13 protein-coding genes are annotated in these 12,699 nt (G+C 60.7%); 6 read left to right on the forward strand and 7 right to left on the reverse strand.

The annotated features are described in order from the left end of the window. Window positions 1-3: 3 nt before the first annotated feature. Window positions 4-2,328, reverse strand: a complete 2,325-nt coding sequence (mrcB, locus tag DLD99_RS24385) for a penicillin-binding protein 1B (RefSeq protein WP_085712136.1) — start codon at window positions 2,326-2,328, stop codon at window positions 4-6. A 117-nt stretch (window positions 2,329-2,445) separates the two neighbouring features. On the opposite strand from mrcB, the gene DLD99_RS24390 reads away from it, so the two are divergent. The 4 genes from DLD99_RS24390 (at window position 2,446) to DLD99_RS24405 (ending at window position 5,737) form a co-directional block, all read left to right on the forward strand. After that, on the forward strand, window positions 2,446-4,002 hold the full coding sequence (locus DLD99_RS24390; RefSeq protein WP_114885551.1) for a bifunctional aminoglycoside phosphotransferase/ATP-binding protein: 1,557 nt from the start codon (window positions 2,446-2,448) through the stop codon (window positions 4,000-4,002). 91 nt (window positions 4,003-4,093) lie between these two features. Further along, entirely contained in the window at window positions 4,094-4,438 is a 345-nt protein-coding gene (locus DLD99_RS24395; protein ID WP_085712138.1) for a pentapeptide repeat-containing protein, read from the forward strand. A 219-nt stretch (window positions 4,439-4,657) separates the two neighbouring features. Continuing rightward, window positions 4,658-4,930: a TfoX/Sxy family protein gene (locus DLD99_RS24400; protein ID WP_042561087.1), complete on the forward strand. Its 273-nt coding sequence runs from the start codon at window positions 4,658-4,660 to the stop codon at window positions 4,928-4,930. 15 nt (window positions 4,931-4,945) lie between these two features. After that, the gene (locus tag DLD99_RS24405; RefSeq protein ID WP_114885553.1) at window positions 4,946-5,737 is read left to right on the forward strand and encodes a Crp/Fnr family transcriptional regulator; all 792 of its coding nucleotides are present in this window, start codon (window positions 4,946-4,948) and stop codon (window positions 5,735-5,737) included. 226 nt (window positions 5,738-5,963) lie between these two features. Here DLD99_RS24405 and DLD99_RS24410 read toward each other — a convergent pair whose 3' ends face one another. From DLD99_RS24410 to DLD99_RS24425, 4 genes are read right to left on the reverse strand one after another with little or no spacing between them, the layout of a single operon-like run. Beyond that, complete coding sequence (locus DLD99_RS24410; RefSeq protein WP_114885555.1) at window positions 5,964-6,812, reverse strand: ChaN family lipoprotein; 849 nt, start codon at window positions 6,810-6,812, stop codon at window positions 5,964-5,966. 21 nt (window positions 6,813-6,833) lie between these two features. Next, window positions 6,834-7,601, reverse strand: a complete 768-nt coding sequence (locus DLD99_RS24415) for a heme ABC transporter ATP-binding protein (protein WP_114885557.1) — start codon at window positions 7,599-7,601, stop codon at window positions 6,834-6,836. Further along, window positions 7,601-8,584, reverse strand: a complete 984-nt coding sequence (locus DLD99_RS24420) for a FecCD family ABC transporter permease (protein WP_170931651.1) — start codon at window positions 8,582-8,584, stop codon at window positions 7,601-7,603. Before DLD99_RS24420 ends, DLD99_RS24415 begins: the two co-directional genes overlap by 1 nt. A gap of 50 nt (window positions 8,585-8,634) precedes the next feature. Further along, a complete protein-coding gene (locus tag DLD99_RS24425; RefSeq protein WP_114885559.1) occupies window positions 8,635-9,507 on the reverse strand; it encodes a heme/hemin ABC transporter substrate-binding protein in 873 nt (290 codons plus the stop codon). Window positions 9,508-9,670: 163 nt separating this feature from the next. Here DLD99_RS24425 and DLD99_RS24430 point away from each other — a divergent pair, with 163 nt between their 5' ends. Then, a complete protein-coding gene (locus DLD99_RS24430) occupies window positions 9,671-9,988 on the forward strand; it encodes a Rieske (2Fe-2S) protein (protein WP_114885561.1) in 318 nt (105 codons plus the stop codon). Here the strand turns inward: DLD99_RS24430 and sfsA are convergent. Further along, window positions 9,985-10,698: a DNA/RNA nuclease SfsA gene (gene sfsA, locus DLD99_RS24435; protein ID WP_114885563.1), complete on the reverse strand. Its 714-nt coding sequence runs from the start codon at window positions 10,696-10,698 to the stop codon at window positions 9,985-9,987. The two genes, DLD99_RS24430 and sfsA, sit on opposite strands and share 4 nt — an antisense overlap. Then, window positions 10,698-11,870, reverse strand: coding sequence for a pyridoxal phosphate-dependent aminotransferase (locus DLD99_RS24440; RefSeq protein WP_114885565.1), 1,173 nt, complete (start codon window positions 11,868-11,870; stop codon window positions 10,698-10,700). The genes sfsA and DLD99_RS24440 overlap by 1 nt, the downstream gene beginning before the upstream one ends. A gap of 333 nt (window positions 11,871-12,203) precedes the next feature. On the opposite strand from DLD99_RS24440, the gene dksA reads away from it, so the two are divergent. Continuing rightward, a complete protein-coding gene (dksA, locus tag DLD99_RS24445; RefSeq protein WP_114885567.1) occupies window positions 12,204-12,647 on the forward strand; it encodes an RNA polymerase-binding protein DksA in 444 nt (147 codons plus the stop codon). The last annotated feature ends 52 nt before the right edge of the window (window positions 12,648-12,699 follow it).

Genomic DNA, 12,699 nt, shown 5'->3' on the forward strand with positions numbered 1-12,699 from the left:
CGCTTAATTCATCCAGCCCTTGACCCAATCCATCACCGACTCGCTCGAGGCCGGGCTTTCGCCTGCGCAGGAGGCGCCGGGTGGCGGTTCGCTGCCGCGAATATACGGCATCTGCACGGCGCCCGGACAGTTGGCATCGGAACCTTGGCCAGTACGCGAATCGACCCACGCCTGCACCACGTTGTCCGGCTGCGGCATGTCCAGTGGCAGCGGGTCGGCCTTGCGCATGAAACTGGTCCAGACCTGCAACGCACCGGTGGCACCGGTGAACGGTGTCTTGCCGTTATCGTCGCGGCCGAGCCAGACCACTGCCAGCAGATCCTGGCTGAAACCGGCGAACCAGCTATCGCGCGAATCGTTACTGGTGCCGGTCTTGCCGGCCAGTGTCAGGGTCTTGGGCAATACGTTGTAAACCGAACTGCCGGTACCTTCACGCATGACCCGCTGCATGGCGTTCTGGATCAGGTAGATCGACGCCGGATCAAAACGTTGCTCGATCTGGAACGGATAACGCTTGAGCGGCTCGCCCTCGGCGGTCAGCACGCTGCGAATCCCGCGCATCGGCGTATTGAAGCCACCGTTGGCGAGGGTCTGGTACATGGTCGCGACTTCGATCGGTGTCATGCCACCGGCCCCCAGCAGCATCGACGGGAACGCCGGGAACTCACGGGTCACACCCAGACGCCCGATGGTCTTGAGGACATTCGGAACACCCACCGCCAGGCCGAGACGCGAAGTGGACAGGTTGTAGGAATGCGCCAGCCCTTGATAGAGGAACACCGTACCGTGGGAGCGACGATCATAGTTCTGCGGTTTCCAGACCTGACCGTCCGCGCCCTTGATGGAAAGCGGATCATCCGACAGCCAACTGGTCAGCGTGTACTGGCTCGGCTTTTCCAGTGCGGTCAGATAAACCGCAGGTTTGACCAGCGAGCCGATCGGCCGCACCGCATCCAGAGCCCGGTTGAACCCGGCGTAACTGGCCTGACGGCTGCCGATCATCGCCTGGACTTCACCGGTTTCCGGATTGGTCACGACCATCGCTGCTTCCACATCGTCGGCGCCCTTGCGGCCCGACAGACGCTTGAAGGTGTCATTCACCGAGGCTTCGGCTTTCATCTGCAGGATCGGATCGAAACTGGTGAAGATCCGCAGACCTTCCTCGGTCAAGTCTTCGTCGCGGTAGTCTTCACGCAACTGGCGTTTGACCAGATCGATGAAGCCCGGAAACGAGCTGTCGGCCAGCTTGCCGCGCGAGGTCACGCCCAACGGCATTTTCTTCGCGGCCTCGACCTGTTCGGCGGTGGCGACACCCTGTTGCTCAAGCACGTCGAGCACCAGGTTACGTCGTTCCAGCGCCCGCTCCGGGTTGCGACGCGGGTTGTAATAGGAAGGCCCTTTGACCATGCCGACCAGCAGCGCGACCTGATGCAGTTTCAGCTCGGACAATGGCTGGCCGAAGAAGAACTGGCTGGCCAGACCGAAACCGTGCACCGCACGCTGGCCATCCTGACCAACGAAGACTTCGTTGAGATAAGCCTCAAGAATTTCCTTCTTGTCGTAATGCAGCTCAAGCAGCATCGCCATCATCGCTTCGGTGAGCTTGCGGGTCAGGCTGCGTTCGTTGGTGAGGTAGAAGTTCTTGACCAGTTGCTGGGTCAGCGTACTGCCGCCCTGGGTCATCTTGCCGCCGGATGTGTTGACCCAGATGGCCCGGGCAATCGACTTCGGCGACACGCCCCAGTGACTGTAGTAATCCCGGTCTTCCACGGCGACCAGAGTTTCCAGCAGGTACGGCGGCACCTGATCGAGCTTGATCAGAATCCGGTCTTCAAGGTTTTTCGGGTAGATCCCGCCGATCAGCAGCGGCTCCAGACGCACCACCGACAGCTTCGAACCGTTCGTCGCCGAGAGCTCGGCCACATAGTCACCGGAGAACCGCACGCGCACCGGCTGCGGTTTCTCCAGGCCTTCATAGAACTGGAAACCACGGGTGTTCAGATCGACGGTATTGCCGTTGACTGCGGCGGCGCCGGGGCCATTGCTCACGGCTTCGCGACGATAGCCCAGGGCATCGAGTTCGGTAAGGAAATCGTCCTTGCTCAGCTTCTGTCCGACGAACAGCTCGAGAGGCCGCGCGTATACCTTGGCCGGGATGGTCCAGCGCTTGCCGGAGAACTTCTCCTGCACCACGGCATCGAGGTAAACGGCGAAGCCGGCCAGCACCACAAGGCCGACCAGACTGAGTTTCAGGGCCCAGCCCAACCATGGGCGCAGGCCCCGGGAAGGTGGTTTTTTAGGAGTGCGGGGGGATCGAGTACGAGTCATGGCGGCGGATTATACGCACTTTATTCATACTCAACAGGAGCGCTCCGAGGTTTGCGTCGGGCTGGCGAGCGGCCATAATGGCGGCCTCGAATTTCCCCAGTCTCTGAAGGATCGCCTGTGAGCCAGTCCCTGATCGCCGCCCTGCAAAACCCCGCCCTGTTTGCGCACCCTGTCGAAGGGTTTCAGGTCATCGAAACCCATATCTCGTGGGTCCTGCTCACCGGCCCTTACGCTTATAAAGTGAAGAAACCGGTGAACTTCGGCTTTCTCGACTTCACCGGCCTCGAATCCCGCGAGCACTTCTGTGGCGAAGAGCTGCGCCTCAACCAGCGCCTGACCGAAGATTTGTATCTGGAAGTGATTCCAGTCACCGGCACTGTCGAAGCCCCGCAACTGGGTGGCGAAGGCCCGGCCATCGAATACGTGCTAAAAATGCGCCAGTTCCCGCAGACCGGTCTGCTGAGCACCCTGCAAGCCAACGGCGAGCTGACCACCGCGCACATCGACGAAATGGCCGAGCAGATTGCCCGTTTCCACCTCAGCGCGCCGAAAGTCCCGGCCGAGCACGATGCCGGTACCCCGGAAAGCGTGATGGCGCCGGTTCGCCAGAACTTCGAGCAGATCCTGCCGTTCCTCAGCGACAAAGCCGACCTGCTGCAACTGGATGCCCTGCAAGCCTGGGCCGAAAGCAGCTTCGAACGTTTGAAGCCGCTGTTCGCCCAGCGCAAGGCCGAAGGCTTCACCCGTGAATGCCACGGTGACATTCACCTGGGCAACGCCACGCTGATCGACGGCAAAGTGGTGATCTTCGACTGCATCGAATTCAACGAACCGTTCCGTTTCACCGACGTTTGGGCCGACACCGGTTTCCTGGCGATGGACCTGGAAGACCGCGGCCTGAAATCCCTGGCCCGTCGCTTCATCAGCCAATACCTGGAGCTGACCGGCGACTATCAGGGCCTGGAAGTACTGAACTTCTACAAGGCTTACCGCGCGTTGGTCCGTGCGAAAGTTGCGCTGTTCAGCATGCCGGCCGACGCAACCCCGGTGCAGCGCGCCACCACCCTGCGCCAGTACCGCAACTACGCCAACCTGGCGGAAAGCTACAGCACCATTCCTTCGCGCTTCATGGCGATCACCCATGGCGTATCCGCTGTAGGCAAAAGCCACGTAGCCATGCGTCTGGTCGAGGCGCTGGGCGCAATTCGCCTGCGTTCCGATGTTGAACGCAAGCGTCTGTTCGGCGAGCAAACCGTTGCCAATGATGTTCAGGCCGGCATTTATAGCGCCGACGCCAGCACAGCGACTTATGCGCGCCTGCATGAAATCGCCGAAGTGATCCTGCACGCCGGCTTCCCGGTGGTGATTGATGCCACTTACCTCAAGCGCGAACAGCGTGACAGCGCAGCCAAGGTTGCCGAGGCCACTGGCACGCCATTCCTGATTCTCGACTGCAATGCACCACAAGCGGTGATCGAGAGCTGGCTGGCCCTGCGTCAGGCAGACAAGAAGGATCCGTCCGACGCCACGCTGGCTGTGATCGAAGCACAACAAGCCAATCGTGAAGCGCTGACCCCGGACGAAATCCTGCGCAGCAAGCGCGTGCAGACCAATGAGTCCGGCACCCTGGACACCGTCGTGGCGCAAATCCGCCAGCGCCTGCCAGGTCTGTAAGAAACTATTTCGGCCGTGAAGCCCTCGCTCGCTTCACGGCCGTCAAATAGTGGCACTATACTGGCGTCATAAAACCAACAGGTGATCTGACATGAGCCAGCCGAAACTTCTCGACACCCCGCTTTATGCCTTGCTGCACAAAGACGACATAACCGGTTTCAACAAAGAACGTCCGAAAGACGGCCCGATCGACATGGTCGGCGGTGACTTCCGTGGCCTCGACCTGCGTGAACTGAACGCCGATGGCGTGGATTTCCGGGACGCCTACTTCCGTTCCGCTGATCTGCGCGGCATCGACTTTCGTAACGCATCCCTTGAAGGTGCGAGCCTGGCCCACGCACAGATTTCCGGTGCTTACTTCCCGCCGGAGCTGAGTGCCGACGAAATTCTGATGTCGATGAACTTCGGTACGCGCCTGCGCTATCGCACCCGCTAAGCCTGCGAAAGGCTAACCCGTCCAGCGCCCCCGCTTTGCGCTGGACTGTGTGCTATTCGTGCTTTTTCGCGCCCTCCCCATCCTGATCCTTCAGTGAAAACCTGACCCTTCTTAGAAGCTTTTGCGTCGAATCCGACCAAACAACCACGCTTTTCCTACTGATGGCTACACTCCTGAGATGATCGCCCACGCACCATTCGGCCGTCGCAAGGAGGCTTGATGAATGATGAACTGCAACACCTGAAGAATCTTGGCAAGACGTCGGCGCAATGGCTGCATGCCGTGGGCATCCACAGCGCCTCGGATCTGCGTCGCCTGGGCGCCGTGGATGCCTATCGGGCCGTGCGCACGCGCGGGTTCCGGGCGTCGAAGGTGTTGTTGTATGCGATCGAAGGGGCGTTGATGGATGTGCACTGGAACGACATTCCCGCCGAACGCAAGGACGCTCTGAACAAACAGCTCGAAGCCATTTCCACTCGCCACAAGAACTGACGGGCACCCACCTTCATGTATCTGCTCGGGGAACAATCGGCGCCGGCCGGATCAATGATCAACCGTTTGCAGAACCTGCCCGGTCAATTTCTGCGGGACTTTGCACCGTGTGGGCCCGTGCTGGAGCTGGAAGCCACGGATGATCTGATGGCACGGTTGCCGGGCGATCAACTGTTCCTGCTGACGGACGGCGTCATCAATGGCCGCTTCGGAGGCCGAGCGCTGTTCTATTGGCAAGAAGGTGATCTGGTTGGCCTGCAGCAAGGTCCTGACTGGGCGGATTGCATTCTTTGCTCCGACGGCCCATTGAGTTTGATGCCCTTCCGTCGACGTGATTTGTTCCAGCATGTGTATTCAGAACCTGCGCGCTCGGAGCAGTTTCTGCAGTATCTGTTGGGCCAGATGGCGCTGCTGGCCCATGCGATTGGCGAACTGAAGCCACGGGAGTTTCGCAGCACCAATGGCTTTAAACGGGTCGAAGCCGGAGAAGTGTTGATCCGCGAAGGCGATCCCGCCGATCACGTGTTCGTGATAATCGAAGGACATGCACAAGCGTTCGTCGACGGGCACAAGGTTGGTGAAGTACCCAGGGACGAGATTTTCGGCGCCATGGCGATATTCACCGGCGAACCCCGCAACGCAACCATCGTTACCTGCGAGCCGAGCACCGTGATGCTGATTCCCGGCGATCAGTTTCTGAGCATGACCCGCAGCAATCCGAAAATCGCCCACAGCCTGATCGAAAGCATGGCGCGGCGCATCGACCAGCTCAACAAGCAGCTCACGGCACTTGACCGCCCAAGCTGAAGCCCAGTGTTTTCAGGGCTTTTCAGCCATTCCCCAAACAAAACCGAAGAAATGGAAAAACACTCGTTGACTTGTTAATGAGAATCGATATGATTATCACAACTGGTCGCGAGATCAGTCGATATTCTGAAAAGCCCTTGGTTCGGACTCTCAGATTATCTCCTCATCAGGCTAATCACGGTTATTTGACCCGGTTTTTCCGGGTCTTTTTTTGCCCGCAGGAAAGTCATTGGCCGAACTGTTTGCGCATCTCGGCACAATAATCCGGCTTCGGCGTGGACGGTGTGAACCAGACATAATCGGCCATGGCCGCCGTGACCTCGCTGCCCTGCTCCGCCAGCATCAATACCACCGGTGCTTCGGGCGCGCCCAGATCCAGCACATGCAGCGGCACACCCACATCCTTGCGCGCATGGAACGCACCAGCGAACAACAACGCCGGCGCAGGCGCCGCCAACAATCTTGTTGCCATGCGCCGATCCCGTTGCTGCTGCACCGCCAGCATCGCCGGCATTTGCGATTGGGGCAGCAAGCCGCAGTGAGAATCACTGATCTGCCCGGCCAATTCGTTTTTCACCGACTGGGCGTTACTGCGTTCCCCTTGCAGAACCGGAGGCTGGCGATAGAACGCACGAATTTCACTGTTATCGAGATTGGCCGCCAGCAGTGGATACGGTTGCGTGAAAGCAAACCGGACAATTGGCCCGTAGAGATTCCAGTCCCACCCCTCCTGCCATGCCAGCTCGACCGGAAGATCAGCGGGAGGCTTTGGTGCACGCCGCACACCATCAACCCGCGATTGTTGATCGGGGGTCAGCATTTCCAGCAAGAGGCTACCCTGTGGGCGCTTTTCACCCAGACTCTGCAGCAGCCACAATTGCACGGCATGGTGATCGGCATTGTCGTGCTGCTCACCGACGATCACCCGCGCCGGCTCGGCCAGACGCGTCAGCAATTCTCGCGGAGTCATCAGTGTTCCGCTACGCAAGTCGCGAATCTCGCCACTGACCGGGGGCGGAGCGACATGCTGGCAACCGCCAAGCAACAACATCGCAAACAGCAAAATCCTACGCATGCTTTCACCTCGATGATGAAATCAGCGGGCGATGATCAGCGGATGCCCGCGTTCCGGGTGTGGCTGCACCAACACCTCCAGACCGAATACAGCCTTGAGCGACTCCGGACGCAACACCTGCTGCGGCGTGTCCAGCGCCACCGGACGCCCACCCTCCAGCAGCAGAATGCGATCACAATAGCGCGCCGCCAGGTTCAGATCATGCAGGATCACCATAACTGCAGCGCCACGATCGGCAAACTCGCGCACGGCTTGCAGCGTAGTGTGTTGATGCAACGGATCGAGCATCGAAGTCGGCTCGTCCAGCAACAAGGTCTGCCCGGCCTGCCCCGGCCACAACTGAGCCAGCACACGGGCCAGATGCACCCGCTGACGCTCACCACCGGACAACGCCAGATAACTGCGCCCGCTGAGATGACCGACATCCGCAGCCAGCAACGCGGCGGCAACGATCTCGTCGTCACGCACTCTGCCGCTCTGATAAGGCAAGCGCCCCATCCCGACCACTTCTTCGACGCGAAAGGCAAAGTCCAGTGTCGACACCTGCGGCAATACCGCCAGTCGTTGAGCACGCTGAGTGCCGCTCCAATGGCCAAGGTTTTCATCGTCGAGAAGTACACGGCCTTCGCTGGCGCTCAGTTCACCGCACAACGCCCCGAGCAGCGTGCTCTTGCCGGCACCGTTGGGGCCGAGCACGCCGAGCACCTCACCTGGCTCCAATTGCAGACTGACGTCGGCCAATACCGTCTTGCGGCCACGACGGATGTGCAGATTGTGCGCACGCAACATCAGGCACGTCCTCGCAGCAGCAGATAAAGGAAGAACGGCGCACCGATGAATGCAGTGACGATACCGATCGGCAACTCCGCCGGCGCCAGCGCCAGCCGCGCCACCAGATCCGCCAGCAACAGCAGACTGGCCCCGGCCAGCACCGAAGCCGGCAACAACACCCGATGATCCGGCCCGGCGAGCAAACGCACCAGATGCGGTACCACCAGCCCGACAAAGCCGATCATCCCGGCTGCCGCCACCGCCGCGCCGACACCCAGTGCCGTACAGAACACCAGCTCACGCTTGAGCCGCTCGACATCGATCCCCAGATGCCCGGCTTCCGATTCCCCAAGCAACAACGCATTCAACGCCTTCGCCCGACGCGGAAGCCACAACGCGACGCCGGCGCTGATGATCAGCAGCGGCCACAACCGCGCATAACTCGCACCATTGAGGCTGCCGAGGTTCCAGAAAGTCAGGGTTCGCAGGGTGGCGTCATCCGCCAGATAGGTAAAAAGTCCCACCGCCGAACTGGCGAGCGCAGTCAGAGCGATGCCCGCCAGCAACATGGTCGCGACATTGGTCTGCCCGTTGCGACGGCCGAGCCGATAGACCAGCGCCGTCACCCCGAGACCGCCGAGAAACGCACACACAGACAGCAGATACGGACCGAACCATTCCGGCAAACCGCCGAAGAACGAACCGCCGACAATCGCCACCGCCGCGCCTAAAGCAGCGCCACTGGAGACGCCAACCAACCCGGGATCGGCCAGCGGATTGCGAAACAAGCCCTGCATCGCCACACCGGATAACGCCAGCACGCCGCCGACCGCCAGCCCGAGCAAGGTCCGCGGCAGGCGAATCTGCCCGAGAATCAGCTCAGCCTGCTCCAGCCCGTCCGGCGCCAGCGGCACGCCGATCATGCGCAGTGCGGCACGCAAGGTATCGAACAGCGGCAGGCTGACCGGCCCCAGCGCCAGTGACAGCCAGATCGCCAACAGGCACAGCAGAATCAGGCCGATGAACAAGCCACGGGGTTTGACCAGCGTGGTCATTGGCCGCTCTGGGTCGGGTAGAAACCGTCAGACAGGGTTTTCAACGCAGCAGGCAAACGCGGCCCGAGCCCGCCGACCAGCAGTGTCGGGTCCAGCTCCAGTACTCGTCCGGATTTGGCCGCACGACTGGAATTGAGGATCGGATTTTCCTTGAACAATGCCGCTTTCGCCGCCTCGCCGGTCAGTGCGCGATCAGCGAACACCAGCACTTCCGGGTCAAGTCCGGCCAGGGATTCCACGGAAAACGGCTTGTAGCCGTTGTGAGTGGCCAGGTTGTGTCCGCCCGCCTGTTCCAGCATCCAGTCGGCAGCGGTGTCCTTGCCGGCAATCAATGGTTTGCCGCCGGCATGTCCGAGCAGCAACAGCACTCCCGGTGCTTTCTGTTTTGACTGCACCGCAACTACACGTGCCTTCTGCGCATCGAGTTGCTGTTGATAACTTTGCAGCAACTGAGTCGCCTGAGTCTCGGCGCCCAGCAACCGGCCCAGATGGGTGACGTTTTTCTCTAGCGTCGGCAGGTCCGGCTGAGCGGAGAACAACTCCACCTGCACCTTGGCACTGCGAACCTGCGAAATCACCGGTGGCGGGCCCATTTCCTCGGTGCCGATCAGGATGTCCGGGCGCAGGCTGAGGATGCCTTCCGCCGACAGACTGCGCTGGTAACCGATGCTCGGCAGCGACTTGAGGGACTCTGGATGCTGACTGGTAGTGTCCACCCCCACCAGTTTCGCCTCACCGCCCAACGCGCTCACCCACTCCGACAACGCACCGCCGGCACTGACCCAGCGTTGCGGCAATTGGGCCGCTGCAGCCTGGTGGCTGACCAAAAGTCCGACACACAGCACGGCAACGCGGGTACTCAGGCGCATAGACAGCTTCCTTTATAGGATTTTCCCGGGCATCGGGGCGGCAGGCCAAGTATCCTCGGCAGCGGCCACCGCGCGGCGGGCGAAGGCGGCCATTTGATAATTGTTTGCATTTAAACGTCAAGCTCGGACATATCCGGACACGAGCTGACACTTGAGGATAGCCATGAAGTTTCTGTGCACGGGCGCCGATTTGCTCGAAGCCACCAGCCGCGGGTTCGAGATCGACGGCAACAAACTGTTCGCCGTACGCCGGGCCGGCCAGGCGTACGTCTATCTCAACCGCTGCCCGCATCGGGGCGTCGGGCTCGAGTGGCAACCCGACCAGTTTCTCGACCCGAGCAACAGCCTGATCCAGTGCGCCACACACGGCGCGCTGTTTTTGATTGAGGACGGTGAATGCGTCGCTGGCCCCTGCGCCGGACAATCGCTGACAGCCATCGATTGCCGTGAAGATGCCCAAGGGCTGTGGGTCGACGTTTAACTGTCGAGCAACACATCCAGTCGGCGATCGATCAACATTTCCTCATGACTTAACCGCACACCATAAGCCAACACCTCGACCCCGGACGCCACCGCCTCGCGCAAGGCAGCGGCGTAGGCAGCATCGATTTCCACCGCCGGGCGTACCGCTTCGATACCCGTCAGATTCACGCAATACAGCTGCACTGCCCGAATCCCGTCTCGCGCCAGATGCGCCAGCTCACGCAAATGCTTGGCGCCGCGCTCGGTCACCGCATCGGGAAAGGCCGCCACCGCCGTACCGTCGAAACCCAGCGTGACGCTTTTAACTTCGACGTACGCCGGCCCTGTTGGGTATTCGAGGCGAAAGTCGATGCGGCTTTTTTCCTGTCCGTACGCCACTTCGCGCTTCAGCGCGGTAAAGCCGTTCAACTCGCTGATGACACCGGCCTGCAAAGCCTCTTCGACCAGCGCATTGGCGCGCCCGGTGTTCACACAGAACAACCGCCCCTGCGGGGTTTCGCCGATTTCCCAGGTGCCGGGCAGCTTGCGCTTGGGGTCATTTGAGCGACTGAACCAGACCTGCCCGCCCTCGACCTGACAATTGAGCATCGAGCCAGTGTTCGGACAATGAATCGTCAGTAACTCGCCGCCAACGGTTTCAATGTCAGCGAGAAAGCGCTTGTAACGACGAATCAGTCGCCCTTCTTCAAGAGGAGGATGAAAGCGCATCAGCCTTGCCAGCTCTTCAAGCCACGAGCGATCCGCTCGACCGCTTCTTGTAGGCGAGGAAGATTTTGCGTGTAGGCAAAGCGCACATGATGACTGGCCTGATAGCGACCGAAATCCAGGCCCGGGGTGAACGCCACGTGCTCGGTTTCGAGGAAGTGACGGCAGAACGCGAAGGCATCACCGCCGAACTGGCTGATATCGGCATACAAATAGAACGCGCCTTCCGGCTCCACGGCAATATTGAAACCCAGCTCCCGCAGGGCTGGCAGCAGGAAATCGCGTCGGCGGCCGAATTCGGCGCGGCGCTCTTCGAGAATGGCAATGGTATCTGGCTCGAAACAGGCCAGCGCCGCATGCTGGGCCATGCTCGGTGCGCTGATATAGAGGTTCTGCGCGAGCTTTTCCAGTTCGCTGACCGCCGCATCCGGCGCCACCAGCCAGCCCAGACGCCAACCGGTCATGCCGAAATATTTGGAGAAACTGTTGAGCACAAATGCACTGTCGTCGACTTCCAGCACGCTGGCCGCATCAGTGCCATACGTCAGACCGTGGTAGATCTCGTCCACCACCAGATGCCCGTGCCGCGCCCTGATGGCAGTGGATAACCCGGCCAGTTCATCGCGAGTCAGAATCGTGCCCGTCGGGTTGGCCGGCGAGGCAACCAGCGCGCCTACGCTGTCGTGATCCCAATGCCGATCGATCAGGTCCGGTGTCAGTTGGTAGCGCACATCCGGCCCTACAGGAACCAACTGCGCCGCGCCCTCCACCAGTCGCAGAAAGTGCCGGTTGCACGGATAACCGGGGTCGGCCAGCAGCCAGTGCTTGCCCGGGTCTACCAGCAACGCACTGGCCAGCAGCAGCGCTCCGGAGCCGCCCGGCGTGATCAGAATTCGCCGCGGATCGATATTCAGACCATAACGGGTCTGGTAGAAGCCGGAAATCGCCTCGCGCAGCTCGGGAATGCCCCGGGCGGCGGTGTAACGGGTTTTCCCCGCTGTCAGCGCAGCCTGGCCGGCGCGGATGATCGGTTCGGCGGTCGTGAAATCCGGCTCGCCGATTTCCAGATGGATCACGTCGTGGCCGGCGGCCTGCAATTCGTTGGCCCGCGCCAGCAGCGCCATCACATGGAACGGTTCGATCGCACGACTGCGAGCACTGTAGGGCTGAGCCATTGGCCTTCCTTCAACGAGGGAAAAGAAACGATTCTACCCATCTGCCGGAACGAGCGAGAACCCGCAGCGGTCACAGCCTCAAGAACGCTGGACTGTAACAAGGCAAACGTACGCTCCAGGATTGACTAAAATCAGTGATTGTCAGGTCTCCAGCACCACCAGACATGGCTTGGCAAACATTTGCAAGCACCGCCGGCCGCGGGCTCGACATCCGGGAGTAGCGCGGGTCGAATTGATCTGGTAAGTTCGCCCGCTTGCAGCCGCAGGGCCGGCAGGTGTCGGTGATGGAGCAATCCTGCGCAATGGATTACAAGAGTAGAGGCGGTCCATTTCATGCCCACCCAAGCAAAGCAACAGGCAAGTCAGACACTCAGCGGTTTCGAGCCTTACGTCCCTAAAGAGGGCGAAGAGTACATGGGCGCCCCCATGCGCGCGCACTTCACCAAGATCCTGTCCAGATGGAAGCAGGAGTTGATGCAGGAAGTCGACCGCACTGTTGATCACATGAAGGACGAAGCAGCCAACTTCCCTGATCCGGCCGACCGTGCCAGCCAGGAAGAAGAATTCGCCCTTGAGCTGCGTGCCCGCGACCGCGAGCGCAAACTGATCAAGAAGATCGACAAGACGCTGCAGTTGATCGAAGACGAAGAGTACGGCTGGTGTGATTCCTGCGGCATCGAGATCGGCGTCAAGCGCCTCGAGGCCCGCCCGACCGCCGACATGTGCGTCGACTGCAAGAACCTTGCGGAAATCAAGGAAAAGCAGGTCGGCAAGTAATCCCGACCTGAACGAGAAACGGAGCGTGCGAACGCTCCGTTTTTGTTTCTGC

Origin of the sequence: Pseudomonas kribbensis (genome assembly GCF_003352185.1) — a bacterium.
Classification (GTDB): Bacteria; Pseudomonadota; Gammaproteobacteria; order Pseudomonadales; family Pseudomonadaceae; genus Aquipseudomonas; species Aquipseudomonas kribbensis.

Coding starts and splice junctions, on each gene's coding strand:
- DLD99_RS24425 (WP_114885559.1), bottom strand. CDS start 9,507: ATGCGCCTGAGTACCCGCGTTGCCGTGCTGTGTGTCGGACTTTTGGTC.
- DLD99_RS24395 (WP_085712138.1), top strand. CDS start 4,094: ATGAGCCAGCCGAAACTTCTCGACACCCCGCTTTATGCCTTGCTGCAC.
- mrcB (WP_085712136.1), bottom strand. CDS start 2,328: ATGACTCGTACTCGATCCCCCCGCACTCCTAAAAAACCACCTTCCCGG.
- DLD99_RS24415 (WP_114885557.1), bottom strand. CDS start 7,601: ATGTTGCGTGCGCACAATCTGCACATCCGTCGTGGCCGCAAGACGGTA.
- DLD99_RS24405 (WP_114885553.1), top strand. CDS start 4,946: ATGTATCTGCTCGGGGAACAATCGGCGCCGGCCGGATCAATGATCAAC.
- dksA (WP_114885567.1), top strand. CDS start 12,204: ATGCCCACCCAAGCAAAGCAACAGGCAAGTCAGACACTCAGCGGTTTC.
- DLD99_RS24430 (WP_114885561.1), top strand. CDS start 9,671: ATGAAGTTTCTGTGCACGGGCGCCGATTTGCTCGAAGCCACCAGCCGC.
- sfsA (WP_114885563.1), bottom strand. CDS start 10,698: ATGCGCTTTCATCCTCCTCTTGAAGAAGGGCGACTGATTCGTCGTTAC.
- DLD99_RS24440 (WP_114885565.1), bottom strand. CDS start 11,870: ATGGCTCAGCCCTACAGTGCTCGCAGTCGTGCGATCGAACCGTTCCAT.
- DLD99_RS24400 (WP_042561087.1), top strand. CDS start 4,658: ATGAATGATGAACTGCAACACCTGAAGAATCTTGGCAAGACGTCGGCG.
- DLD99_RS24410 (WP_114885555.1), bottom strand. CDS start 6,812: ATGCGTAGGATTTTGCTGTTTGCGATGTTGTTGCTTGGCGGTTGCCAG.